Genomic DNA, 23,556 nt, shown 5'->3' with positions numbered 1-23,556 from the left:
GTCAGGCTGCCTCAAGCTCCGGCATGGACGTTGATATTTTGCTAGTTTCTTTTGGCGCTGCACTTTCATGAATCCACTGCTTGAGAACGGCTGCAACACGTTCTTCATCCATCTCGATCATTTGTTCGAGGCGCAGCTTTGCGGGCATTTTCATGCGCTGGCGAAGATCGCTCAGGCTGCTTTTCATTTGATCTGCATAGGCTCCGGGCCCACCAAGGACAGCTTTTGTGGCATCAGAGTCCGAGAGCTGATCCGCTCCTGCGACGAGATTTGGAACAGCCACCGCCCCCGGCTCACGCACGGCAACCTGCGTGCCAGTTGGCGTGGCGCCCGTATCACGCAGAAGCGGACGAAGGCCAAACCAGATCAGAAGAGCTACAGCGCCAAGAATTGCGAGCGCATTCACATAGGAACCGCTTTGGCGCAGCAAAGTATCGGTCCACGGTGTCGAAACCGGCTCCATATCTGCGCCTGAAGCATTCATGAAATTGACCGCCGTGACATTGATGACATCACCGCGATCAGAGTTGAGCCCCGCGGCAGTCGCGACAAGATCGCGAATTTTGGTAATCTGCTGATCCACAAAATCGGCCGGCGCAGGTGTCGTGCCTGCCGTTTCCAGCAAACGCGCCTGATCAATCACCACAGCAATCGAAAGCCGCTTGATGGAATAACCATCGCTGACGGTGGACACTGTCTTCGTGTTCATCTCATAATTGGTGAGTTCCTCACGGCGGTCTGTCTTTTCAGACGAGTTTTCGCCGTTCTGGCTTCCAATTTCTTCTTGCGGAATATTTTGTTCAACGCCGGTGGCATTGTCACTGCGCGAATTGCGACTGTCGCCGCTTTCACGCACAACTCGAACGGAGCGCTCGACGCGCGATTCAGGATCGAAGCTTGTTTCATTGGTCTGACGGCGGTCCGTATCGAGTGACGCCTGAACACTGGTCTGAAAATGCCCCATACCCAGATAGGGCGCGAGCGCCTTGCGAATGCTCTCGTCAACATTGTCGACAACCTGCTGCTCAAGCGAAGCCGTCATCAACGCCGCGCCATTGGCCGCTTCACCGGCGGACGCAAGAAGACGCCCATTGGTATCCAGAACAGTAACCGCAGACGCTTCAAGTGCCGGAACCGCAGCCGCCACGAGCTGGCGGATTGATTGCGCGGACTCCGCTGCAAAGCCACCTTCCGCCCGAATAACAACCGATGCCGATGGCTTCTGGTCGCCGCGACGGAAAGAACCCTTTTCGGCCAGCACGATGTGAACCCGCGCAGCTTTTATGCCGCGAATAGCCTGAATGGTTCGTGCAATCTCGCCTTCAAGTGCGCGCACATGGGTAATTTCCTGCATGAAGGACGTAAGGCCCAGCGACCCCATATTGTCGAAAAGTTCATAGCCGGCATTGTTGGAGGTCGGCAGACCTTTTTCTGCCAAATACATACGTGCCTGTTCGGCTTTGCCAATAGGCACCAGAATGGATGAGCCATCTGATTTCACATCAAATGTAATACCCGCCTCACCCAATGCCAGTCCCATGCGGTTCACATCATCGCGCGAAAGTCCGACATAAAGCGTCTCATAAGACGGGCGGCTGAGATAAATACTTGTATAAAGGATAGCGCCCATCAGGGCAGTGCCGACAAGTCCGAGCGCAATGAGTTTTCGCAGGCCAAGCTTGCCAAACGTCCCCTTGAGTTGCTCGATCAATTGTTGGAAATTCTGCTGCATCAATACCACCGCCATCCTGATGGATGCAAACTAGATCGCGAAGCTTGTGCGAAAGTGGCGGCAGAAAAAACTGATAATTAAAAATGAAGGCGCGGAATAAATCCGCGCCTTCATTTTTAGACCGAAACCCGTGCAGCACCGTTTATTAACGGAACAGCGACAGGATGTTTTGGTTCGATGAATTGGCAATCGACAGGGCCTGAACGCCGAGCTGCTGCTGAACCTGGAGAGCTGACAAACGAGCCGATTCCTTGTTCATGTCAGCATCGACCAGCGTACCAACGCCCTTTTCGATCGAATCCTGAAGACCCGAAAGGAAGCTCTTCTGGCTGTCGATCTGTGACTTTGCTGCACCAAGCGTTGCAGCACCAGTGGTTAATTCGGACAAAGCAGTTTCAACTGTGCCCAGAGCCGTTTCGATTTCTGTATCCGTTGAAGCGGCAGTGAACAGAGTAGCGGCTACAACGTCTGCAACCATCGTCTTGGCGTCTGTCGCCGTCGATGCAACAGTGATCTTGTCAATCGTCACGGTCGAACCGGTGCGGTTGTAAGATGCAACGATGTCGAGATCTTCAGTAGGACCATTGAGCAGGTTGGACCCTGCATAGTTGGCGTTGCTGAGAGCCGAATTGATGTTTGAAACGAGCGATGTGATTTCAGTGGCAATTTTGCCCTTGTCTTCAGCGCTCGCACCCATCGCCGAAACCAGCTTGGTCTTGATTTCGTCAACCGATTCCTTGATCTTGTTGATCGCGGAATAAGCAGTATCAACCTTGCCAGCGCCGAGGCCGAGAGCGTCCTGAACAGCCGAATTGGCCTTGTTGTCGGACTTCATCGAGGTTGCGATCGACCAGTAAGAAGCGTTGTCTGAAGCTTCGCCGATGCGAAGGCCGGTCGAAATGCGGTTCTGCGTTGTTTCCAGCGACTTGTTGGTCGAAGAAAGAGTCTGAAGCGCGGTCAAAGCCGAAGAGTTTGTAAGAATGCTAGCCATTGTAGTGCCCCTTGGGAAAACAAACTGAGGGACAGGCCGGATTTGAAAACAACCGGCATGGTGGAGCGGCATCATGCCTGTCACCGCGAAACGCGCGGGACCCATCATGCCACCATCCCTATGCGTGAATTGTTAATAAAATATTAATACATACTCTTCGTTTTTAACGGACGGCACATTTTTTAAAAATAGTGGCTAAGAAAATGACCTTATCAAGCTTCCAACAAGAATATTCCAGCCATCAATCAGCACAAAAAAGAGAATTTTGAACGGCAATGATATGACCGTCGGCGGCAGCATCATCATGCCCATCGACATGGTGAGTGTCGCGACAACAAGATCGATAACCAGAAACGGCAACACGATGAGAAAGCCTATTTCAAAACCGCGACGCAATTCGGAAATCATGAATGCCGGAACAAGCACGCGGAAATCGACAACACCATCCTCGCCGGTTCGGAATGAGGGATCGGCAAGGTCTTCGAACAGCCGCAAATCCTTGTCACGCACCTGACTCATCATGAAATCACGAAATGGCGAGGAAATTTCATTGAAAGCCACTTGCTGCGTAATCTCATTGCGCATCAGTGGTTCCACACCGTTGTTCCACGCGCGATCAAACACCGGCGCCATGACATAAAAGGTCATGAACATAGCCAACGAAATCATCACCATGCTCGCAGGTGCTGTCTGCAAGCCCAGCCCGGAACGCAGAAGCGAAAAGGCAATGGCAAAACGAGTAAAACTCGTCACCATGATCAAGAGACCCGGCGCAATCGAAAGCACGGTCAGAAGACCAAATATCTGCACGATCTGGCCGCTTGCCGCCCCACTGCCTGCAGGCAGCAGAGTATCAAGCGACAAGCCTTGTTGCGCCGGTGCGTTGGCAGTGAAAGCAAGCGTCAAAAAAACGCCAAAACCAAAAACTTTTTTCATTCCACTACCAGTGTCGAAATAAAGACGCGTTCGACAACGCCTTCCGAGCGCAGACGTGCGCGTTCTTCAAGATCGGCGCGCAGATAGGCAAGCCCTGCCGCACCCTGCAATTGCATCAGATTGACACTGCGCAAAAAGCTCACGAAATCATCCCCGACGTTGGCGGCAACAGCGGGCGGAATTTCATGGCCCGGTTTTGCCACAAGCGATGCTTCCAGCCGCACCCATGTCGTCTGGGGAATACCGAGATTGGTAACAATGGGTTGCAACGGCACAACGGTTCCAATCGTACGGGATTCAAATTCGCCCTGTTTGGGCTTGTCTTCCTTGCCAGTTGCTGGTGCATTGGCTTGCTGTGTGGCGGAAATCATGCCGCCAAGATACCACCCGCCACCGCCGGCGATTCCCGTCAAAACGGCGACGGCAACCAGCAGGCCCATCATGGAGCCTTTTTTGTTGCCAGTTTTATCGGAAGACATATCGCTCATACTGATGGACTCTAAAACGGCGAAATCTGATCGAGAATCTGCTGGCCATAAGGTGGCTGCTGAACTTCGCTCAAACGCCCGCGCCCGCCATAAGAGATGCGCGCTTCGGCGATCTTGTCGTAAGAAATCGTGTTATAGCCGGAAATATCACGCGGTCGCACGACGCCAACGACATTCAGCACCCGCAATTCATTATTCACGCGCACTTCCTGAGAACCCCGGATAACGAGATTGCCGTTGGGCAGCGTATCTGTAACGATTGCTGCGATCTGAAGACGAATATCTTCGCTGCGCTCAATTGTGCCCTTGCCTTTGGACGAGCTGTTAGAGCGAGTATTGACCGAGGCATCCAAGTCACCACCGGCAAACGAACCGGACAGGCTGCGCGTATCAAAAGATGCACCGGCGCCATAAAGTCCCTTTGAAATACGCTCGCGATCCGTCTTGTTGTCGATGTTGGCACGATCATTGATCGAGATGATCACGGTCAGCACATCACCTGGTTCCTGTGCACGCGGGTCCTTAAAAAAATTCGTCGATCGCTGGTCCCACAACGAATATGCAGCCTTGCTTGGTCGAACCGGATAGCCGCTATATTGCGGATTGTTCTGCACGCCAAGATTGGCTGCAACAGGCGAAAGATCAGGCGCACGACCTATTTCTTCAGGCTTGACAGCGCAACCCGCCATCAAAGCCATCAACAAAATCACAAGTGGTGCTTTGTTCATGTTTTTTGTCATTGCACGCTCTTCCCGGTTTCCACTTGCGTTCGCTGCTCCTTGGTGGGTTGCAGCGTTGCAGTCGTGCGCTGTGCTCCGACAATGACGCGGGCAAGCTTTGCCGCCTTTTCCGTTGGCATCTCATTCAGGATGATGCTGGAAACACGCGGGTTTAGTTTAAGGATAAGCGCTGCTGCGGCTTCATCACCGATGAGTGCCATTTGCGCTGCTGCCGCATCAGGCTTCATTTTTGAAATAATATCGACAAGTGAATCCTGCGCTGTATTGACGAAATCATCACGGCGTTTGAGCCAGATTTCATATTCCTTGCGCTTTTCCTCAAGCGCCTGCATACGCTTTTCAACATCAGCCTTCAGCTCTGTAAGCTGTTTGAGCTGAAGTGAATACCGGGCATCCGATGCCTGATTATCGAGATTACCGCAGTACTTGCGGATTTCATCAAGATTACCAAGCGGCGCTTGAGCCGTCGGGGGATTAAGCGAAACAGACGTTTCGAGCTGCTGCGCGAATGATAGCTGAGCGGCGCCAAGAAAAAACACCAAAGCGGAACCCAGGCGGATCATCGTGCTGGTCACAGTCATTGCACCACCAGTTCTGCATGAAGGGCACCGGATGTCTTGATCGCCTGAAGGATTGCGATGATCCCGTTTGGCTTCACACCCATCTGGTTCAAACCCTTCACAAGATTTTCGAGATTGGCCCCCGTCAGAATACCGATTTTGGCGTCAGGCTGGTTCACGGCTATTTCCGTATTCGGCTCCATCGCCGTTTCGCCATGACTGAATGGCTCAGGTTGCACAACCATCGGTGTTTCAGTCACACGAACCGTCAGACTGCCATGGCTGATCGCGACTTTGGAAATGCGCACCTTGTCCCCGATGACCACCGTTCCCGTGCGCTCATCCACAACGACACGTGCAACCTCGTCGGTTGTAATAGGCAAACCTTCAAGCTCGGCAAGAAAGCGCGCAGGCGGCACATTTTTCGGGCGTGTAATGCGAATGGTCTTTGCATCGCGCGCAAGCGCAACACCCCGTCCATATCGTCGCTTGGCAAAAACATTGATTGTATCAGCAGCGCGAACGGCGGTGGTAAAATCAGGGTCGCGCAGCTCGACAATCATCTCAGCATCCCTGCCGAAACTCCCTGCAACTTCGCGCTCAACCAATGCGCCATTGGGAATGCGTCCCGATGTGGGGACTCCTTGCGTGATGCTTGCGGCCTCACCTTGCGCAGAAAAGCCAGATACAATCATATTGCCCTGTGCAACCGCATAGACCTGATTATCCGCACCCTGAAGCGGCGTCATGATCAATGTACCGCCCTGAAGGGAAGTCGCATCGCCAAGCGAAGACACTGTGACATCAATGCGCGACCCCGCACCAGAAAAAGGTGGAAGATTGGCTGTAACGATAACAGCAGCCGTGTTCTTCGCACGGGTCGAATTGCGTGGCGCATTGATGCCGAGATTTTCCAGCATTGCGCGCATGGACTGTTCTGTGAAGGGCGAATTCCGCAGACTGTCGCCTGAACCATTCAAACCGATAACCAGACCATAACCGACAAGCTGATTTTCACGCACGCCTTGAATTGTAGCAATGTCTTTGAGACGCGCAACCGCACTGCCACGACCAAGCTCGGCATAGGCCATTTTGGACGGATCACCTCCCGCACCAAGCCAGTCCGCATCGGCTTCAACAGCCGAGCGAAACTCGGTTGCGTTCTTTGATGATTCATCCGCAAGGCCTGCCATTGGCGTGAGCACCAAAGCAAGACAGGCGATAAGGGCGGCGCATGTTTTGATCACTGCATCCCCACCTGAATACGGCCGTCTGCCAACACAGTACCGGAAACGATAAGCCCGCTATCGACATTGCGAATTCGGATGAAATCACCAACAGCACCTGATTCAAGTGGCGTACCAGCCGCCGTGATCGTCAACGGGCCGGAAGTAAAAATCATAAGTGCAGGCTCACCACGCGTGACCATTGAGGGTTCCGAAAGGGCCGTCACCAAGATCGGCTTTCCTGAAATCAGGGTTCGGCGTGCAACCTTGCCCGTGACCTGTGCTGGTGAAAGCACATATTGCTTTGCGGCTGGTGGACTGATGTAGAATTGTTTTTCAACCAGCGAAATGTTGTTCAAGATCTGGCCGGGATAAACAGTGACGGAGGGCACGACAAAAGTCATGCGCTCTGCGGCCTGTGCAGCCGGTACACTCAATACCAGAAAACTCGTGGCGATTAGTGCACTTGATTTCAGAAAAGCCCGTTTGAGGCACTTCATCATAGCCCTCACCGTCAGCGCATGTTCTTGGAAACAGTTGCTGCCATTTCGTCCGCAGCCTGAATGACCTTTGAATTCATCTCATAAGCGCGCTGTGCGGAAATGAGATCGGTAATTTCCTTCACCGGGTCGACATTGGATGCTTCAAGATAGCCCTGTTTGACCGTACCAAAACCCGGATCGCCGGGACTTCCCGCAATCGGGCCACCAGATGCTTCTGTCTCCCGGTAAAGATTGCCACCAAGTGGCTCAAGGCCTGCATCGTTGGTAAAGGTCGCAAGCGCGATACGTCCAAGTGCTGGGCCCACTTCGATGCCGGCATTTCCTTGAACCTTGGCAAAAACTTCGCCGGAATCATTCACCACCACTTCGATCGTGTTGGCCGGAATAGAAATGTTTGGCTGAACCAGATTTCCATCCAAGGTCACAAGCTGGCCATCCGCATTGGTGTTGAATGCACCGGCGCGAGTATAAAGCGTCTCCCCGGTCGGGCTTTGTATCTGAAACCAACCTTTGCCGGTTAACGCCAGATCAAGATCATTGCCTGTCTGATTGAAGCCGCCCTGAACATGCAGATTGCGCACTGCTGCTGTCTGAACACCCAAACCGACCAGTGCACCTTCCGGCACGACAGACTGATTGGCCTGATTGGGAACACCTGCGGTACGCTCTGCCTGATAGAGCAGATCGGAAAACTCTGCGCGCGCACGCTTAAAGCCCGTCGTATTGATATTGGCGATATTGTTCGCAATCACTTCAAGATTAAGCTGCTGGGCATTCATACCAGTTGCGGCGATCGTCAGGGCTTTCATAGCGCGTCCTTAGAGCATTACCAGCAAAAGTGCGTAGCGGCTTTGCGGTGGGCAATGCGAAAAACAAAGAGGTATCTTCGAGTTGAATTCAAACCGGCATACGGCTGATTTCGAGATAGGCCTGCACGATCTTGTCACGGATGGCGATGGCGGTTTGCAGCGACTGTTCCGCTTCCATAACGGAACTCACCACATCACGTATCGGTGCATCACCCTTGATACCCTGAATTGATGTTGCTTCTGCGGCCTGCAATTTCTGGCCGACAGAACCCGTCATCTGAGAAAGTATTTCGCCAAAAGAGGTCACGGACGCACTTGGAACCGCCTGCGGCGCCCTTGTGGCACCCACATTGGTCTCAGCAACCGTCTCGGAGAGGCGCGAAAGAGCATTGCGCGCCGAAATACTCATGATGGAGTCATACATTATGTGTTCCTCATCAGATCAATGGTCATCGAGATCAACTCACGTGCCTGCTTGACCACTTGGAGATTGGCTTCATACGAACGGTTTGCTTCGCGCATATCCGCCATTTCAACGACCATGTTGACGTTTGGATATTGAACATAGCCCCGTGCATCCGCTGCCGGATGGCTCGGATCATATTGTTCGATAAAGGGCGATATATCATTTCCGATTTCCGCAACACGCACCTGCGCAGCACCCGTTGCCTGTTCGACTTCAGTGCGAAAGGAAACGGTTTTGCGGCGATACGGGTCGGCATCGGCAGTCTTGGCCGTGGACTGCGCATTGGCGATGTTTTCCGAAACAATGCGCAGGCGTGTGGACTGTGCCGAGAGGCCAGAAGCCGCGATTTTCAATGTGTTCTGCAAAGCATCGGAAGACATCAATTACCCTTTCGCAACCGAGAGCATCATGCGGTGAAACGCTTTGACGATGCTTGTATTGAGCGAATAATCGCGCGCAATTTCACCAGCCTTCATCATTTCCTGCTCAACATCAACAGTGTTTCCCGAATGGGTTTGCTCGGTAATGTCTTCAGGACGCAGACGCGCACCGGCAATGCCACTGGCATCCACTTCCAGATGCTGCGCATCGGTGGCGGCCATGGTGAGCTGCGTTTTGCTCAACACATCTGCGAAGGGCTGAACATCCCGTGCCCTGAAATCCGGTGTGTTTGCATTCGCGACATTGCCTGCAACAGTCGCCTGTCTTACTGACAACCACTGTGCCTGCCTCGTCGCCAGATCAAACAGATGAATGGAGCTCATGGAGTTTCCCGCCTTTACCTTTGATTAACTTAAAGGTCGGAACTTGCGTCAAGCTTGCGCGGGGTAAGGTTGAAGAACTATTCCCTTATTTACGCAACTCAATCACGCCGCCACTAGATGTCGAAAGCTGCCAGAGACCGGATCCCTGCTGACGCCGGATCGAGACAAGATGGCTGCCATCGGGCAAAAGCGAGCCTTTTTCCACAAACCAATAACCAGATGCGTCTTCAATCATGGCCATGCCGCCAACGACTTCGCGTAGGGCAAAAACAGGCTTTGGAAGCTTTTGTCCCTCGCTGCCACCGTCCCCGCCCTGGCCATTGCTGGTTCCGGGCAAGCCTTTGCCATTGGACATGACAGACCCGGTCATGGTGTTATCCACACCTGCATTCGGTGCCACTTCTTCACTGGGCCGAAACGACGGAAAGCGACGCACGGTCTTCTGGTCCGTGCGATCAAGCGGATCAAGGATCTTGCTTTCCGACTTTTTTTCAAGCCCAAGATCAACACGCTGCAAGTAAGTCACAAAGGGAAGCATCGCGCAGATCGCAGCAAGCGTGATCGCACCGAACTTAAGATAGCGATCCACAGGGCTTTGCGACTTCTTTCCGCTTTGCTGAACAACAGCAGCCTCCACCTCTGCTGCGAGATCGGCCAGCACTGCTTCTTCCTTGCTTTTACGAGATCCTATCATGATACATTATGCCTGTTTATCTGCGCGCAAAGCTGCGGCAAGGTCTGAATAAGGATCGTCAGAGACGCTTGTTTCGGGCGATTGCTGCAGCGCTTCATAGACACGGGGCACCAGATCAACAGCCTGATCAAGCAATCCATCATGCCCCTTCTGATAGGCTCCGATTGCGCGCAAATCGCGCGTTTCCTCAAATCGTGCGATCATTGCGCGCAATTGTCCGGCCAGTTTGCGCTGGTCGGCAGACCAGTTATGCTTTGCAAGACGCGATACGGAGCCTGGAATATCAACCGCTGGAAAACGCCCCTGCGCGGCAATCGCGCGATCCAGAACAATATGGCCGTCAAGCGTGCCTCTAATCGTATCTGACACCGGATCATTATGATCGTCGCCGTCAACCAGCACTGAATAAATTCCGGTAATACTGCCGCCTGCGTCGCTCAACCCCGGACCAGCGCGTTCGAGCAAGCGTGGCAACTGGCTGAACACACTCGGCGGATAGCCGCGCGAAACCGGCGGTTCTTCGGCAGCGATTGCCACTTCGCGCGCTGCATGGGCAAAGCGTGTAACGGAATCAACGATCAGCAGAACATTCTGACCGAGATCGCGAAAATATTCGGCGATTGCCGTCGCCGTGTTGGGCGCCAAACGGCGCATCATCGGACTTTCATCGCCCGTTGAGACAACCGTTACCGTTTTGTTGAGATAACCTGCCATAGTTTCTTCAAGCATCTCGCGCACTTCACGACCGCGCTCACCAGTCAATGCGAGAACCACTGTGTCGAAATCGGCCGCCCGTGTCATCATGGCAAGCAGCGTAGATTTTCCAACGCCTGACCCTGCAAAAATACCGATGCGCTGACCAAAACAAAGCGGGGTGAAAATATCGATGACATTCACGCCCGTCCGTAAACCACGATCCACGCGTGTGCGTCGCAAAGCCGCCGGAGCCAGGTTTTCACACGCCATCGGGCGTGTTCCGGGCTGAACAACACCTTTTCCATCGACCGCATTGCCAAGCGCATTGATCACACGACCACGCCACTCAGCCGCAGGAGAGATTTCCAGAGGCCCTTCCTCAAAAACCGCAGCCCCCAGCGCGGGTATCATCCTGTCATCAAAAGGCTTTACCAGTACCTGCCGGTCAGCGACACGAATAATCTCTCCAAGACTTTGACCACCTCCCGCGCGGATCGCTACCACATCGCCCAAGCGCGCATTGCGTGATAATCCACGAACCGCAATCGCTGAACGCGACACATCACTGACCGTACCGCCGAGGCCTGTAAGCGGTCTGGGTGCAACTGCCTGCTGGCGAACAAAAGCGGCAAGTCGTGCGAGCGGAAGATCGGCTATCATCCGTTTTTAGAGCCCAGCGTTCGAATAGCCTCAGCGACCGTGCTTTCCTGCTGGGTCAGCAGATTATTGACCTGCTCAAAGGCCCGGCTGACGCTGATAAGCCGCGTCATCTCCGTCATGGCGTCGACATTGGAGCCTTCTATCATGCCCTGCACGAGGCCCACATTGTTATTGTCTACAATGGGAACAGCGGGCTTATTTGAAACCACACCGGAATTACCAGCATATTTCAGCTCAGCATCTTCTGGAATGGAATAAAGACCGATAGCGCCAATTTGCGCACCATTTTGATAGATAGCCCCATCACTTGAAATCTTCGGTGCCCCACCATTCGGATCAAGCACGATGGGTGCCCCACCTGCATCAAGAACAGCGTTACCCATGACCGAAACAAGGTCGCCCGTCATCATCATCTTCATACGGCCGTCGCGTGTATAGACCTGTCCCTGCGGCGTAGAAACAGCCATCCACACATCACCTTTGACCGCGACATCAAGCGGATTATCGGTCTTGATCAGCGGGCCGGCTTCGGTGCGGATATAGCTTTTGCCGGCACTTGCAAAACTAACCCCATTGCTGGCCTTGTCAGAAACAATGGACTCAAACTTTGTGCCTTCACCCCGAAAGCCAACAGTTGAAACATTGGCAACATTATGCGCAATCGCATCCATCCGCCGTTCAAGTGTGACAAGGGAAGAAAGACCAACATAGATCGAATTGTTCTGCATCTTCTAGCGTCCGCCCAGCTTAAAACTTTGCAGGGTACTTAGAATATTCATCGAAATGCCAACCGATGAGGTGCCACCCAACAGCAGCGATGCAATAGATGCAGGCGAACTCGCTGTAGGATTGTTCATCTCATACATGGCCGTAAAACGGGAAATGAACTTCGAGACATAATCAGGATCAGACATTTTATCGAAATCGATGCGGTCGGCGATCATCTTTGCCTGTTTGTCGATGTCGGCATTGGACATGGTTGACGGCCAGCCAAAAGTCGCCTGAACCATTGACAACAAGGCTTTGTCGCCAAGGATTTCATAAGCATTGGAAATATTGGGGGCCTTACGCTGGAAATAAAGCGCCAGACGGACGCCCTCATTTTGGCTGCCTGCTTCGGTCTCCAACGTCTGGCGCATATATTTATCAATCACGCCCTGCTGTGCTGCACGCGTGTCGGTCGCCTTATCGCCTTTGGCCGCAAAATCGAAGGTGGTCGCGAATTCTTTATAACGTTTGTCTGTCAGCTTGTTCGCCATAGCATCATCACTGACAACGCCTTCAGTGAGAATCTTGCGAACGAAAGCCTTGGCATAAGCCATGTCTTCAAGGCCATAAGCTTTCATCGCATAATTGAAAAGCCGGGTATCGGCCATGAAATCATCAATGGATTTCACGGTGCCTATATTTTCTTTGTAATAAGCGGTTTCCCGCTCCACCAAAGGTTCCTTCGACACACGCTGCAATGATCGTGTCATATCCGACGCGATCAGGCGATAGCTTGTCATCGTATCGACCATTTCCGCAATGACCCTCTGCTAGCATTTGCCTCTTTATGAAAGGTCAAGCTTGTCCGAAGCTGATTGCGCTCAGAACCCAACGGCAAGCTTCGCGCAAGGCGAACCTCTTAAGGTGCAATCAAAGAAATTGTATCTGTGGGGTTTTCAGCTTTGGGTATTCTCATCGGCCTTGCCATCACACTGGGTTGCATGCTTGGTGGCTTCATCGCTATGGGCGGTCATGTCGGCGTGCTCATTCAGCCATGGGAATTCGTCATCATCCTCGGCTCGGCACTAGGTACATTTTTCATTGCCAACCCATTTTCGCTGGTGAAGGATACCGGACGTGCCTGTATGGAAGCCTTCACCAACAAGGTGCCGAAACAGCGCGACTATCTTGATGTTCTCGGTGTGCTTTACAGCCTGATGCGCGAGTTGCGCGCAAAATCGCGCAATGAAGTGGAAATCCATATCGACAATCCGAAGGAATCTCCAATTTTTCAAGCTTTCCCAAGCATTATGAAAAATGAGGACCTTATGCACTTCATCTGCGATTATTGCCGCCTGATCATTGTAGGCAATGTTCGGTCCCATGAAATTGAAGCGCTGATGGATGAAGAAATCCATACGATCTCGCGCGACAAGCTCAAGCCTTATCAAGCAATGGTCAGCATCTCCGAAGCCTTACCCGCACTTGGCATCGTTGCGGCGGTTCTCGGTGTCATCAAGGCCATGGGGGCGCTTAATCAGTCACCAGAAGTTCTCGGCCACCTTATCGGTGCAGCGCTTGTGGGCACATTTGCCGGTATCTTTTTTTCTTACGGCGTTTTTGGACCGATTGCCACAAAGATCAAATCAACCCGTGAAAAGAACAACCGCCTTTATACAGTCGTCAAGCAAACGCTGCTGGCCTACATGAATGGTTCGCTGCCGCAGATTGCGCTGGAATATGGTCGTAAGACGATTTCCGCATATGAGCGCCCAAGCATCGACATTGTTGAGCAGGAAACCATGTCGAACGCACCGCTCCAACAGGCGGCATGACATGAGCGTCTCAGATCAGAACCGCAAAAATGACGTCCTTGCTGAAAATTTGCTGCGAGCAGCAGGTCTTTCAAGCGACGATCTCAAATCACTTGCGCATGTCTTCAAGGATGCCTCCCTGCATCTTTGTACGCGTCTTGCAGACGGCTCAGCAGCTGCCTTTGATGCAGAGGTGGGGCCTGTAATCGCCACAGATGAAGACAACCTGAGCAGGATTCTTAACCAGGCTGCAATCATAGCGCCGCTGAAAGCCGACAGCTGGGGCTGTTCGCTTTACGTGACCGCTGACGCCACTTTTGTGTTTGCCGTCATCGAATCCATGTTTGGCGCGCAAGGCAATCTCGGAAGCGCGGATCTGGAACGCCCCTTTGGCATGATGGAGCGCAAAGTGTCCAGCCTTGCCATTGCGCATCTTGCGGCTTCGCTGAGCCAGGTTTTCACGCACAATGCAAACGCGCTTTTCGTGGCCAGAGAAAGTCAGGATACGGTAGATTTCAACCGCGAGGACTTCGAGCAATCCCGCCTTTTTAGCTGCCGCATCAACGTTGCTGCTGCAGGCAAAACCGGCACTTTACACCTTCTGCTGCCGCGCAACAGCCATAAGCCTATGCAGGATGCGGTTGCAGCATTTTTGCGGCGTCCGGTCAATCAGGCTGATCCTGCATGGACAAAGAAGCTGCGCAATGAAGTCAGCCGAGCGCGCATTGAGCTTGAAGCCTTCATTCAGCAAGGCAGCATGACGCTGGATGCGCTTTCAAAGCTCGAAGTCGGTGAGATACTGCAACTTCCCGCTGATGCCATGGAGCAGGTTCGTCTGCGTGCCGAAGACCAACAGCTGTTCAAGTGCAGCCTCGGCAAGTCCGGAATTCATTTTACAGTCAAGGTTGGCGATCCGGTCAATCAAGAAGAGGATCTCATTGATGAGCTTGTTGCTGGCTAATATTCTTTCCACGCTGATGGCTCTCGCTTCGCTTGTCACTCTGATTGTCGTTGGCCGCAAGGCAAACGAGACGATCAAGCTCGGAAAGATGCTTACCCTTCGTGTTGCTGCGGCATCCAATGGATTGGAACGTGTGGCAAAATCGCTTCAAGCCCAGCGAACCGATCTTTCCGATGACACAATGCGGCTTGAAGCGCGGCTTGCTGAAACGACACGTGTACGCCGTGAAATGGATGAGGCTATTGAAGAACTCAACCGCCTGCGCAAGGCCCTGACCCGCGATATGCGACAGGCGCGCAATGTGGCTGAGATTTCCAGTCGCACAGAGAATAAAGCGCTCAAGCATACCTTCGAACCTACGCCTAAGGAAAAGAAGGCCTTACCCGTCTTTGTGCGCCGTGCCGTCAAAAAAGCCACAGTAGAAATTGCAGGCCAAGCATGAGCAGTCAGAACAAGGATCAAAAAATGCAGCAGGAATTGGATGACGCCATTGAAGAGCTGCGTGAAGAGAGGCCACGTGTTGCCAAATCGGGTAACGCAAAACCAAACCTTGAACTTATCATGGGTATTCCGGTTGATGTTCAAGTGGTTTTGGGAGGCACGACCATGCCGGTTGCCAACCTTATGAAATTGGGACGCGGCGCAGTCATTACACTTGATAAACAGATCGGGGATCCGGTCGACATCGTCGTCAACGGGCGCATAATCGCGCGCGGTGAAGTGATTGTTCTTGAAGACGATTCCTCACGCTTCGGTGTCAGCCTGACCGAAATCATCGGTAAGTAACGGATCGACCATGGCCGACAATGCACAGCAAAAGCTTTCCGACGGTAGCGCGAGCGAAGTACTCAAAACACTTTCCGGTCCACAGAAGGCTGCCGCGATCCTTGTCGCCATTGGCCGGCCATCTGCATCACGCCTTCTCAAGCATTTCAACGCGGACGACTTGCGCAAACTGGCCGGTCACGCGCGAACGCTCGAACCGATTGCACCGGCAGATTTTGAGCTTCTGGTAAAGCAATTCGAAGATTCCTTCGCCGAAGGCGCACCTGTTTCAGAAGCAGCGCAACGCTTTGAAGGATTGCTGCGTGAAACGCTGCCACAGGATGAGGCAGATGCTGTTTTTGAAGAGCGCGTGCAGCCGCAGCTCGTGCAGGAATCTGTCTGGGTACAGCTTGCCCGCCTGCCCGTCGAGAGCTTGCAGGAATATCTCGCAGATCAGCATCCGCAGATCATCGCCTATATTGTTTCCAAGCTGCCATCCGATATGGCTGCCCGCATTTTTGTAGGTTTGCCCCCACAATTGCGCGGTGCAGTGGTGCAGCGCTCACTTCACATCGGTAATGTTGCTCCGGCCGCTTCCGAGCTTCTGGAAGATGTGCTCATGCGCGATCTACTTGGGCGCAATGAAGCAGGCCCGGTCAAGGCCCATCACAGCCAGATCGCCAATATCTTCAACCAGCTCGACCGTCAGGAGATGGAAGAGCTTATGGCGAGCCTGAAAGACCTGAGCCACGACGATATTTCCCGAATCAAGGCAAAGCTCTTCAATTTTGATAATATCGAGCGGCTCTCGCAGCGGGCGCGTCTGCTTCTGTTCGATGAGGTCCAGACTGAACAAATCGCAACGGCGCTTCGCGGCGCAGATGCAGCTCTACAGGAAACCATCCTATCCTCGCTGTCGGCACGCGGTCGCCGAATGGTCGAAAGCGAACTCACCGCAGAACAGGGCAATATCACAAGCCAGAACATTGCAGATGCGCGCCGCGCAATTGCACGTATTGCAATTGACCTGTCTGAGCGGGGAATCATCACGCTCGATCCCGATGAAACGACAGTTTAGGCCCAGAGCCTAAGGTTTGTGACGCATGTCAGACGATACCGACAAAGAGAGCAAAACCGAAGAAGCCACCGAGAAGAAGATCCGCGACGCACTCGATAAGGGCAATATGCCTTTTTCACGCGAAATGCCGGCTCTTGCCGGTGTCGCATCTTTTCTGATCATCGCAGTCTTTATCGCAGCCCCCGCCACAACCAAACTCACCATGTTTTTACGCGAACTGATCGACCGTCCTGAAGACTGGCTGCTGAACAGCGCGGAAGATGCGAGCCAGCTTTTTAGCGTTCTTGCGTTGGCGATCGGCCTGGCGTTGGTTCCGATTTTTATCATCATTCCGCTGTCCGGCATTGCAGCGTCAGCCTTTCAAAATGCGCCGCGCATCGTTGGCGAACGCATTCGCCCACAATCCTCGCGCATATCTGTGATCAAGGGCTGGCAGCGCATTTTCGGGCGTTCGGGTCAGGTCGAGTTTCTAAAATCTTTGGCAAAGTTCAGTGCTGCGAGCATCATCGTCTTTTTTGTGTTTTTCAAAGGAAATGATCTTTTCACGCAAGCTGTTGCAGCAGACCCCAGCAGTCTCCCCGAGTTCCTGCGCGAAAATCTGGTACGATTGCTGGTTGCAAATGTTGTGGCAATTACAGCCATTGCCGCATTTGATCTGGCATGGTCACGGATTCACTGGAAACAGGAATTGCGTATGACCAAGCAGGAAATCAAAGACGAGCTCAAGCAGTCCGAAGGCGATCCGCTGGTCAAAGCACGCCTTCGCTCGCTGGGCCGCGACCGTGCCCGTCGTCGTATGATCAGTGCGGTTCCAACAGCAACACTGATTGTCGCAAATCCAACCCATTTTTCTGTCGCATTGCGTTATCGTGCCAATGAAGATGCAGCACCGATTGTTGTGGCAAAAGGGCAAGACTTGATCGCGTTGAAAATTAGAGAAATTGCGGCGACAAATTCAGTTCCAGTTTTTGAAGATGTACAATTGGCTCGCGCCCTTTACAAGCAAGTCAACGTCGATCAAATGATTGCACCGGAATTTTACAAAGCTGTTGCGGAACTTATCCGTGTTATCAATACGCGTCATTCAATACATTAACCGGTTTTCCAATGAATTTATTATGCGCTAATATAATACATCTTTGTCCATGCGGACTGGTGGTGTCACGATGAAAAGCATGCAGTTTTCCAATGAACGCGAAGCCATCATTGCGCGCAGTATTCGGGAAGTCGTGGCTGATTTACGTCTGGTAGATCCGGCGGATTTTATCGCCTTCATCCGTTGCGAACTTTTCGCCAACATTGCCGATGTGGTGAATTCAGCAACCGAACTTTACTTCTATCCTGGAACACTTGGTCTCGGTCATGGCGGTGATTTTGTTTGCGACTGGTTCAGCACTCCATCGGTAACGCTAGATATGGAATTCCGCAACAAAGGCGTTTACGCCTATTTTCGTCTGACATTGTCCGGCAAAACGGCAAACGTCGAACTCAACCATATCGTTTTCGATAACCCTGCTGAAGACCCGGCCCAGAACACAGCAAGACTTGCCCATGCGATTGACGACGCAAAGCTTTCACTTCCGAAATCCGCTTAGAGCGCATTTCACTCCATACAACTTATTCTTGAGATTACTGGCTGAACAAATGCTGCACGTCGGGCATATCAATGATGCCAAGTGCAAGCGCCGTTGCGACCGCTGACGTACGGTTTGAGCAATTGAGCTTTATTTTTGCATTCTGAAGATAGGTCACGACCGTCCAGCGCGCGATGCTGAGGATTTCGGCAATCTCGCCGTCGGTTTTGCCATTGGCAGCCCAGCGCAGGCAATCAAGTTCGCGTTGTGTGAGAAGCGCAACCGACGCGTTCAATGCGCTGCCACCGCAAAGCTTGTTGTGAAGTTTACCTGCCAGACTCAGCAAACGTGGGCGCAATTCAGCAATAAACGCATCACAATCTGCGAGATCGTCGACCCAGAAACTGAACTGCGAACAACCGCAGATCCCTTTTTGCGAGCGGGCTGATACAGCTATATGGACATTGCCCAAGCCATACTTGTCTGCATCGCGAAACATTTCTGCAACCGCCTTGCTTGTCTGCACATCACGCTTAAGATCGTGAACAAGCCCGCTCACATCTGAGCGAAAATAGGGCGCGTCCTCCTGAAAAAGCGGGTCGATCCTGAAATAATTGTTTTTGGCATATCTAGCGACCCACCCGGTTGGCGCAGACGTTACAACAGTCAGATCAGATGCAAAGCTTTTGGCACTATCACGCACACGGTGCCGGTAAGCATGCATGATGTGGCGACAGCCAATTTCGTCACGTATGCGCCCCATTAATGCCAGCACATCTTTTTGAAATGTGGCTCCGAAGAAGGTCTTTCTGAAATTCGGAAAATGGATCAAATTGAGAGTCATGTCTAAAACCCCTGCAATGAAACAAAGAGGGCCTCATTCGAACCGCCAGAAAATCCAGCGACGAATCGACTCCATCATGCTTTATCAAAGATGCCCAGACACAAGGAAAATAGGCTCTATGGCAAGCCGCTCATATACAATCAGAGCGTTTTACACACAGGAACAGTGATATCTGAAAAATATTGAAAGCACCTCATCCGCTTTATCCAACAGATGAGGCGCTGACCTTTAGGCGTTATGCTGCAACGCTTCTGCCATAGCGCGCAGAGTTACGAATGTGGATGCTGCACCCGGATCGATATGACCGATGGAGCGTTCGCCAAGCTTGGCTGAACGACCACGACGCGATTCCATTGCAGCTGTTGCCTTCATGCCCACTTCCGCACCATCGCGTGCCGCAATCAGCACGTCGAGCGTGGATTTGCCAGCCTTCGCAGCCTCGCTTGCCGCCTCAACCGCTGGAACCCAGGCATCGATCATCGTCTTGTCACCTGGTGCCGCGCGACCCCGATCCTGGATGCCTTGCGACGCGGCTGCAAGCCATTCAGCAATGCCGGTTCCATCAAGGTTGAGACGATTGCTGACAGCCGTACCTGCACGCAGGAATGCCGTTGCATAAAGCGGACCTGACGATGCGCCAACCGCATCCAGAAACGCCTTGGCCATGCGCTTGCAGATGGCTTCAATCGTCTCATCGTCCTGTTCGTCTTCAAGCGCATGTTGCACAGCCTTCCAGCCGATTTCCATGGTAATGCCGTGATCGCCATCGCCAATCACGCCGTCGAGTTCCGAAAGCCAGTTCTTCTCGGCAATGATCTGATTGCCGACATTCATCATCATCGCCTTGAAAAGTGCAGGTGTCACATCACCCTCGGTGATGAGCTTGCGCGGCGCTTCAGAAGCCACTTCCTTGTGGTCTGCACTGCGTTGAGCCTTGCGGTGCGAGGCCGGTTCACGATCACCTGCCTGCACAGCGCCAACCGTCAAGGCAGGTGTATGGCATGGATGATCAAGCAGCGTCTGCAAGGTGTCATCAAGCTTCATCAGCGTGACAGATGCACCGGCCATTTCGAGCGACGTTGCATATTCGCCAACCCATGAGGCATGGATTTGAATTTCTTTACCGTCCAGAATCTGTTTGACGCGGCGGAAAATGAGATAAAGCTCGATATGCGTGGTTGCACCAAGTCCATTGACAAGAACCGCAACACGATCACCAGCCTTGAGTTCCAGTTCTTCGACAACCGAGGCCATTAGCTCGTCGGCCACTTCATCAGCAGGCGCAAGCTTCTGACGACGAATGCCCGGCTCACCATGCAGGCCCATGCCGATTTCCATTTCATCGTCACCGATGGCAAAGTTCGGCTTACCTGTCTGGGGCAGGGAGCAAGGGCTTAAAGCCACGCCCATCGAACGGGTCGCCTCATTGGCGGCCTGCGCAAGCGCTTCGACGCGTGGCAGGGATTCACCCAGATCAGCGGCAGCACCTGCAACCTTGAATACGAAGAAGTCACCGGCAATACCGCGACGCTCCGACTTGCGATCAAGCGGCGCCGAGGCTACGTCATCCGCAACCGCGACATGGCGCACATCCATGCCGTCCTGCGCGAGTTCTTCCGCCGCCATCGTAAAATTGAGAACGTCGCCGGTGTAATTGCCGTAAAGCATCAGCACGCCCGCGCCGCCATCCGCAGCGCGTGCCGCTTCTGCAATATGTGCAGGCGATGGGGAGGCGAATACGTTACCAACAGCTGCTGCATCTGCAAGGCCGCGCCCGACATAGCCAGCAAAAGCGGGTTCGTGACCTGAGCCACCGCCGACAACAATGCCGACCTTACCTTCGCGCGGGCCATCAACTGCCACAACCGCACGCCCCGTTTCACCTTCAACACGCAGCATATGGGGATGCGCGCCGACCATGCCTTCGATCATTTCTGCAATGATGTTTTCCGGTGCGTTGATCAGCTTCTTGGTTTTGACTTGTTCATTCATGTCTTTAGCTTTCTAAAACTCGTCGCGTGTTCAGATCAGTGGGCATCCCGGCGCAGATAACGGCGCGATATGGCATCGAACGAAATAGCCAGCACGACGATTGCACCCGAAACAATGCCCTGCCAATAAGGAGAGACACCGAACAGAACGATAATGTTTTCAATAATAGCGATAATGCCTGCACCGAAGATCGCACCAATCGGGCTACCGATGCCACCCGTTGTGGCAACACCACCGATAACCGATGCAGCAATCGGAGCCAGCACCCAGCTGTCGCCAATCGACGGCTGGGCAGTTCCAAGACGCGCAACCATCAGCACACCGGCAAGACCAGCAATCGCACCAGCAGCACCAAATACCATCAGACGCACGCGATCCACACGAATGCCCAACATACGGGCGCCGTCACGATTGTTGCCGATCGCATACATGTAGCGACCGAACGGCGTTTTCAGCATCACGAAAGTCGCGATCAGCAATGCAACAAACATGATGATGAATGGCACCGGAATGCCGAACAGATCGCCACGGCCGAGATATTGCACATCACGCGGAATACCGGTGATGGCAACACCACGGGTCAGCACCAGATTGGCACCGCCGAAAATGCCTGCCGTACCAATGGTCAGCACCAGCGAATGCAGGCGCAGGAAGGTGACGAGGAAGCCGTTGAACAGGCCGAGGCAAAGGCCAAGCAGGATCGCCAGCAACATGGCCGAATAAGGCTCAAAACCCATCCGTACCATCAGAATGCCGGACACCACGCCACAGAGTCCGCCGATCACGCCAAGTGACAGATCGAGTTCGCCCAGCACCATCAGCATCGACTGAGCAATGGTGATGAGACCGACAAAGGCCAGGCCACGTGCAACAACCGACAGATTGTAAGGCGTGAGAAAGTAAGGCGATAGGGTTGCCGACAGGGCAAAGATCACCAGAAGCGCCACAAAGACACCGGCCAGCGGCGTACGAATGAGATTGGAAAAAGGATTAGTTTGCATCGGCTTTTACCTCTGTTCCAAAGATCGCGCCCACGAGTGTTTCATTGTTGGTATCGGTGGTGGAGAACTCACCCGTGATATGGCCGTTATGCATGGTGATGATACGGCTTGCGCATTTCTGTAATTCATTAAGTTCCGAAGAGACGAGGATGACACCGACACCCTCTTCAGCGAGATTTTTCATGATGCGATAAATCTCGGACTTGGTGCGTATATCGATACCCTTCGTCGGCTCATCAAAGATCAGCACACGCGGGCGCGTGGCCATGGCGCGGCCAATAATGGCTTTCTGCTGATTGCCACCCGAAAGCTGCGAGATACGCTTGCCCATTCCTGATGTGCGGATGCCGTAGTCATCGATGATTTTCTGCACGATATTGCGTTCACGACGGTCGGAAATGCCGAGCTTGCCGCTGGTCAGCTCCAGTATCGAAATGCCGATATTCTCGCGCAGTGAAAGCAGAGGCAGAATGCCGTGGTGTTTGCGCTCTTCCGAAAGATAGAGCATGCCGCCCGATACCGAACGTGAGGTATCATTGAGTGTCCAATTTTTGCCTTCGACCTTTACCTCGCCGGATTTAGCTTTTAGAAAGCCGAAGATCGTCTGCATCACTTCGGAGCGTCCAGCGCCCACCAGACCGGCGAAGCCAAGAATTTCGCCTTTGCGCAGATCAAAACTGATGTCTTCAAAACGCGATCCCGAAAGGCCACGCACTTCCATAATGGTTTCAGTGGTCGGCTTTGACGGACGGAAATGCTCATCAAAGGACAGGTCGCGGCCAGACATGGCGCGGATCAGATCGGCTTCGGTGATGTCCTTGATGTGACCGCTCTCGATCTTGGTGCCATTGCGCAGAACGGTATAATCATCGCCAATCTGGAAGACTTCTTCCATCTTATGACTGATGAAGACGATGGCATGATCGCGATCAAGAAGACCGCGAATAACCTTGAAAACACGCTCGACTTCAACACGTGTCAGCGAGGAGGTCGGCTCATCGAGAATCAGCACTTTCATCTGCTCATTGGTGCAGGCACGCGCGATCTGCAAAAGCTGCTGATCAGACACGGAAATATTGGCAACCAGATCGTCAGGGCGCGCTTCAATACCAAAGCGATCGAGATAGGATTTTGCCTCGATCATCAGCGCTTTGCGGTTGACAACAAAACCGCCATGCCCCGTTCGATTGAATGGCATGAACAGGTTTTCCGCGACGCTCATCTGCGGAAAAAGCGTCAATTCCTGCGGAACATAGGCAACGTTTTTATAAAGCGCAGGATCAGTAACAGGATCACGACCATCGATCAGCACCTGACCGCGCGAAGCGCTGTCGGTTCCGGTCAGAATTTTTACGAGCGTGGATTTGCCAGCACCATTTTCGCCGGCAAGAATATGCGTGCGACCCAGCTCGATTTTCAGGTCAACGCCATCCAGCGCGGTTACGCCCGGAAAGTCCCGGCCTAATCCGCTTGTTTCAAGATAAGCCATGATGGACACCTTGGAAAACTATCGCTGCATTTCCGGCAAGCAGCCGGTCAAAGCCGATAGGACAG

General features: G+C 53.0%; 27 protein-coding genes. 7 read left to right on the top strand and 20 right to left on the bottom strand.

Annotation, left to right across the window (positions count from 1 at the left end):
* Window position 1: 1 nt before the first annotated feature.
* The 16 genes from fliF to OPR82_RS12020 form a co-directional block, all read right to left on the bottom strand.
* Window positions 2–1,747: a flagellar basal-body MS-ring/collar protein FliF gene (fliF, locus tag OPR82_RS12095; protein ID WP_265985046.1), complete on the bottom strand. Its 1,746-nt coding sequence runs from the start codon at window positions 1,745–1,747 to the stop codon at window positions 2–4.
* A 130-nt stretch (window positions 1,748–1,877) separates the two neighbouring features.
* Window positions 1,878–2,723: a flagellin N-terminal helical domain-containing protein gene (locus OPR82_RS12090; RefSeq protein WP_265985045.1), complete on the bottom strand. Its 846-nt coding sequence runs from the start codon at window positions 2,721–2,723 to the stop codon at window positions 1,878–1,880.
* Between the two features lie 195 nt (window positions 2,724–2,918).
* Complete coding sequence (fliP, locus tag OPR82_RS12085; protein WP_265985044.1) at window positions 2,919–3,659, bottom strand: flagellar type III secretion system pore protein FliP; 741 nt, start codon at window positions 3,657–3,659, stop codon at window positions 2,919–2,921.
* Window positions 3,656–4,147 (bottom strand): flagellar basal body-associated FliL family protein, encoded by a 492-nt coding sequence (locus tag OPR82_RS12080; RefSeq protein WP_265985043.1) that lies wholly within the window; start codon window positions 4,145–4,147, stop codon window positions 3,656–3,658. Before OPR82_RS12080 ends, fliP begins: the two co-directional genes overlap by 4 nt.
* An 11-nt stretch (window positions 4,148–4,158) precedes the next feature.
* Window positions 4,159–4,887, bottom strand: coding sequence for a flagellar basal body L-ring protein FlgH (gene flgH, locus OPR82_RS12075; RefSeq protein ID WP_265985042.1), 729 nt, complete (start codon window positions 4,885–4,887; stop codon window positions 4,159–4,161).
* Complete coding sequence (locus OPR82_RS12070) at window positions 4,884–5,468, bottom strand: MotE family protein (RefSeq protein ID WP_265985041.1); 585 nt, start codon at window positions 5,466–5,468, stop codon at window positions 4,884–4,886. Before OPR82_RS12070 ends, flgH begins: the two co-directional genes overlap by 4 nt.
* A complete protein-coding gene (locus tag OPR82_RS12065; protein WP_265985212.1) occupies window positions 5,465–6,640 on the bottom strand; it encodes a flagellar basal body P-ring protein FlgI in 1,176 nt (391 codons plus the stop codon). Before OPR82_RS12065 ends, OPR82_RS12070 begins: the two co-directional genes overlap by 4 nt.
* A 50-nt stretch (window positions 6,641–6,690) precedes the next feature.
* Complete coding sequence (gene flgA / locus OPR82_RS12060; protein ID WP_265985211.1) at window positions 6,691–7,191, bottom strand: flagellar basal body P-ring formation chaperone FlgA; 501 nt, start codon at window positions 7,189–7,191, stop codon at window positions 6,691–6,693.
* Window positions 7,188–7,985, bottom strand: a complete 798-nt coding sequence (gene flgG / locus OPR82_RS12055) for a flagellar basal-body rod protein FlgG (protein WP_265985040.1) — start codon at window positions 7,983–7,985, stop codon at window positions 7,188–7,190. The genes flgA and flgG overlap by 4 nt, the downstream gene beginning before the upstream one ends.
* An 88-nt stretch (window positions 7,986–8,073) precedes the next feature.
* Window positions 8,074–8,409, bottom strand: coding sequence for a flagellar hook-basal body complex protein FliE (locus OPR82_RS12050; RefSeq protein ID WP_265985039.1), 336 nt, complete (start codon window positions 8,407–8,409; stop codon window positions 8,074–8,076).
* The gene (gene flgC / locus OPR82_RS12045) at window positions 8,409–8,831 is read right to left on the bottom strand and encodes a flagellar basal body rod protein FlgC (protein ID WP_265985038.1); all 423 of its coding nucleotides are present in this window, start codon (window positions 8,829–8,831) and stop codon (window positions 8,409–8,411) included. Before flgC ends, OPR82_RS12050 begins: the two co-directional genes overlap by 1 nt.
* A 3-nt stretch (window positions 8,832–8,834) precedes the next feature.
* Window positions 8,835–9,215, bottom strand: coding sequence for a flagellar basal body rod protein FlgB (flgB, locus tag OPR82_RS12040; RefSeq protein WP_265985037.1), 381 nt, complete (start codon window positions 9,213–9,215; stop codon window positions 8,835–8,837).
* 85 nt (window positions 9,216–9,300) lie between these two features.
* Complete coding sequence (locus OPR82_RS12035) at window positions 9,301–9,912, bottom strand: hypothetical protein (protein ID WP_265985210.1); 612 nt, start codon at window positions 9,910–9,912, stop codon at window positions 9,301–9,303.
* 3 nt (window positions 9,913–9,915) lie between these two features.
* The gene (fliI, locus tag OPR82_RS12030; RefSeq protein ID WP_265985036.1) at window positions 9,916–11,265 is read right to left on the bottom strand and encodes a flagellar protein export ATPase FliI; all 1,350 of its coding nucleotides are present in this window, start codon (window positions 11,263–11,265) and stop codon (window positions 9,916–9,918) included.
* The gene (flgF, locus tag OPR82_RS12025) at window positions 11,262–11,993 is read right to left on the bottom strand and encodes a flagellar basal-body rod protein FlgF (protein ID WP_265985035.1); all 732 of its coding nucleotides are present in this window, start codon (window positions 11,991–11,993) and stop codon (window positions 11,262–11,264) included. The genes fliI and flgF overlap by 4 nt, the downstream gene beginning before the upstream one ends.
* 3 nt (window positions 11,994–11,996) lie before the next feature.
* The gene (locus tag OPR82_RS12020) at window positions 11,997–12,785 is read right to left on the bottom strand and encodes a DUF1217 domain-containing protein (RefSeq protein WP_265985034.1); all 789 of its coding nucleotides are present in this window, start codon (window positions 12,783–12,785) and stop codon (window positions 11,997–11,999) included.
* Window positions 12,786–12,935: 150 nt separating this feature from the next.
* On the opposite strand from OPR82_RS12020, the gene motA reads away from it, so the two are divergent.
* From motA to OPR82_RS11985, 7 genes are all read left to right on the top strand, one after another.
* Complete coding sequence (gene motA, locus OPR82_RS12015; protein ID WP_265985209.1) at window positions 12,936–13,808, top strand: flagellar motor stator protein MotA; 873 nt, start codon at window positions 12,936–12,938, stop codon at window positions 13,806–13,808.
* Window position 13,809: 1 nt separating this feature from the next.
* Complete coding sequence (locus OPR82_RS12010) at window positions 13,810–14,748, top strand: FliM/FliN family flagellar motor switch protein (protein WP_265985033.1); 939 nt, start codon at window positions 13,810–13,812, stop codon at window positions 14,746–14,748.
* Window positions 14,729–15,190 (top strand): BAB2_0123 family type IV secretion system effector, encoded by a 462-nt coding sequence (locus OPR82_RS12005; RefSeq protein ID WP_265985032.1) that lies wholly within the window; start codon window positions 14,729–14,731, stop codon window positions 15,188–15,190. Before OPR82_RS12010 ends, OPR82_RS12005 begins: the two co-directional genes overlap by 20 nt.
* Window positions 15,187–15,534 (top strand): flagellar motor switch protein FliN, encoded by a 348-nt coding sequence (fliN, locus tag OPR82_RS12000; RefSeq protein WP_265985031.1) that lies wholly within the window; start codon window positions 15,187–15,189, stop codon window positions 15,532–15,534. Before OPR82_RS12005 ends, fliN begins: the two co-directional genes overlap by 4 nt.
* A gap of 10 nt (window positions 15,535–15,544) precedes the next feature.
* The gene (locus OPR82_RS11995; RefSeq protein WP_265985030.1) at window positions 15,545–16,591 is read left to right on the top strand and encodes a flagellar motor switch protein FliG; all 1,047 of its coding nucleotides are present in this window, start codon (window positions 15,545–15,547) and stop codon (window positions 16,589–16,591) included.
* Between the two features lie 25 nt (window positions 16,592–16,616).
* Entirely contained in the window at window positions 16,617–17,687 is a 1,071-nt protein-coding gene (flhB, locus tag OPR82_RS11990) for a flagellar type III secretion system protein FlhB (RefSeq protein WP_265985029.1), read from the top strand.
* A 70-nt stretch (window positions 17,688–17,757) separates the two neighbouring features.
* The gene (locus OPR82_RS11985; protein WP_265985028.1) at window positions 17,758–18,186 is read left to right on the top strand and encodes a hypothetical protein; all 429 of its coding nucleotides are present in this window, start codon (window positions 17,758–17,760) and stop codon (window positions 18,184–18,186) included.
* Between the two features lie 34 nt (window positions 18,187–18,220).
* Here OPR82_RS11985 and OPR82_RS11980 read toward each other — a convergent pair whose 3' ends face one another.
* From OPR82_RS11980 to OPR82_RS11965, 4 genes are all read right to left on the bottom strand, one after another.
* On the bottom strand, window positions 18,221–19,009 hold the full coding sequence (locus OPR82_RS11980) for a helix-turn-helix transcriptional regulator (RefSeq protein WP_265985027.1): 789 nt from the start codon (window positions 19,007–19,009) through the stop codon (window positions 18,221–18,223).
* A gap of 228 nt (window positions 19,010–19,237) precedes the next feature.
* Window positions 19,238–21,001: a dihydroxyacetone kinase subunit DhaL gene (gene dhaL, locus OPR82_RS11975; RefSeq protein ID WP_265985026.1), complete on the bottom strand. Its 1,764-nt coding sequence runs from the start codon at window positions 20,999–21,001 to the stop codon at window positions 19,238–19,240.
* 35 nt (window positions 21,002–21,036) lie between these two features.
* Window positions 21,037–22,002 carry an ABC transporter permease gene (locus tag OPR82_RS11970; protein WP_265985025.1) on the bottom strand — a complete coding sequence of 322 codons (966 nt, stop codon included), beginning with the start codon at window positions 22,000–22,002 and terminating at the stop codon, window positions 21,037–21,039.
* On the bottom strand, window positions 21,992–23,491 hold the full coding sequence (locus tag OPR82_RS11965; protein ID WP_265985024.1) for a sugar ABC transporter ATP-binding protein: 1,500 nt from the start codon (window positions 23,489–23,491) through the stop codon (window positions 21,992–21,994). The genes OPR82_RS11970 and OPR82_RS11965 overlap by 11 nt, the downstream gene beginning before the upstream one ends.
* Window positions 23,492–23,556 lie beyond the last annotated feature (65 nt).

This window comes from Ochrobactrum chromiisoli (assembly GCF_026241335.1).
Classification (GTDB): Bacteria; Pseudomonadota; Alphaproteobacteria; order Rhizobiales; family Rhizobiaceae; genus Brucella; species Brucella chromiisoli.
This window is presented reverse-complemented; position numbering and strand designations above follow the sequence as displayed.

Bases quoted from the DNA above. Each gene is read 5' to 3' on its own strand.
- OPR82_RS12010 (WP_265985033.1), top strand. From the start codon at position 13,810: ATGAGCGTCTCAGATCAGAACCGCAAAAATGACGTCCTTGCTGAAAAT.
- flgB (WP_265985037.1), bottom strand. From the start codon at position 9,215: ATGAGCTCCATTCATCTGTTTGATCTGGCGACGAGGCAGGCACAGTGG.
- OPR82_RS11985 (WP_265985028.1), top strand. From the start codon at position 17,758: ATGAAAAGCATGCAGTTTTCCAATGAACGCGAAGCCATCATTGCGCGC.
- fliF (WP_265985046.1), bottom strand. From the start codon at position 1,747: ATGGCGGTGGTATTGATGCAGCAGAATTTCCAACAATTGATCGAGCAA.
- OPR82_RS12070 (WP_265985041.1), bottom strand. From the start codon at position 5,468: ATGACTGTGACCAGCACGATGATCCGCCTGGGTTCCGCTTTGGTGTTT.
- flgC (WP_265985038.1), bottom strand. From the start codon at position 8,831: ATGTCTTCCGATGCTTTGCAGAACACATTGAAAATCGCGGCTTCTGGC.
- OPR82_RS12020 (WP_265985034.1), bottom strand. From the start codon at position 12,785: ATGGTCGATACGATGACAAGCTATCGCCTGATCGCGTCGGATATGACA.
- OPR82_RS11995 (WP_265985030.1), top strand. From the start codon at position 15,545: ATGGCCGACAATGCACAGCAAAAGCTTTCCGACGGTAGCGCGAGCGAA.
- OPR82_RS11965 (WP_265985024.1), bottom strand. From the start codon at position 23,491: ATGGCTTATCTTGAAACAAGCGGATTAGGCCGGGACTTTCCGGGCGTA.
- flgH (WP_265985042.1), bottom strand. From the start codon at position 4,887: ATGACAAAAAACATGAACAAAGCACCACTTGTGATTTTGTTGATGGCT.
- OPR82_RS12065 (WP_265985212.1), bottom strand. From the start codon at position 6,640: ATGGCAGGCCTTGCGGATGAATCATCAAAGAACGCAACCGAGTTTCGC.
- OPR82_RS12050 (WP_265985039.1), bottom strand. From the start codon at position 8,409: ATGTATGACTCCATCATGAGTATTTCGGCGCGCAATGCTCTTTCGCGC.
- OPR82_RS12080 (WP_265985043.1), bottom strand. From the start codon at position 4,147: ATGAGCGATATGTCTTCCGATAAAACTGGCAACAAAAAAGGCTCCATG.
- fliP (WP_265985044.1), bottom strand. From the start codon at position 3,659: ATGAAAAAAGTTTTTGGTTTTGGCGTTTTTTTGACGCTTGCTTTCACT.
- OPR82_RS12005 (WP_265985032.1), top strand. From the start codon at position 14,729: ATGAGCTTGTTGCTGGCTAATATTCTTTCCACGCTGATGGCTCTCGCT.
- flhB (WP_265985029.1), top strand. From the start codon at position 16,617: ATGTCAGACGATACCGACAAAGAGAGCAAAACCGAAGAAGCCACCGAG.
- dhaL (WP_265985026.1), bottom strand. From the start codon at position 21,001: ATGAATGAACAAGTCAAAACCAAGAAGCTGATCAACGCACCGGAAAAC.
- flgF (WP_265985035.1), bottom strand. From the start codon at position 11,993: ATGCAGAACAATTCGATCTATGTTGGTCTTTCTTCCCTTGTCACACTT.
- OPR82_RS11970 (WP_265985025.1), bottom strand. From the start codon at position 22,002: ATGCAAACTAATCCTTTTTCCAATCTCATTCGTACGCCGCTGGCCGGT.
- fliI (WP_265985036.1), bottom strand. From the start codon at position 11,265: ATGATAGCCGATCTTCCGCTCGCACGACTTGCCGCTTTTGTTCGCCAG.
- flgG (WP_265985040.1), bottom strand. From the start codon at position 7,985: ATGAAAGCCCTGACGATCGCCGCAACTGGTATGAATGCCCAGCAGCTT.
- OPR82_RS11980 (WP_265985027.1), bottom strand. From the start codon at position 19,009: ATGACTCTCAATTTGATCCATTTTCCGAATTTCAGAAAGACCTTCTTC.
- OPR82_RS12090 (WP_265985045.1), bottom strand. From the start codon at position 2,723: ATGGCTAGCATTCTTACAAACTCTTCGGCTTTGACCGCGCTTCAGACT.
- fliN (WP_265985031.1), top strand. From the start codon at position 15,187: ATGAGCAGTCAGAACAAGGATCAAAAAATGCAGCAGGAATTGGATGAC.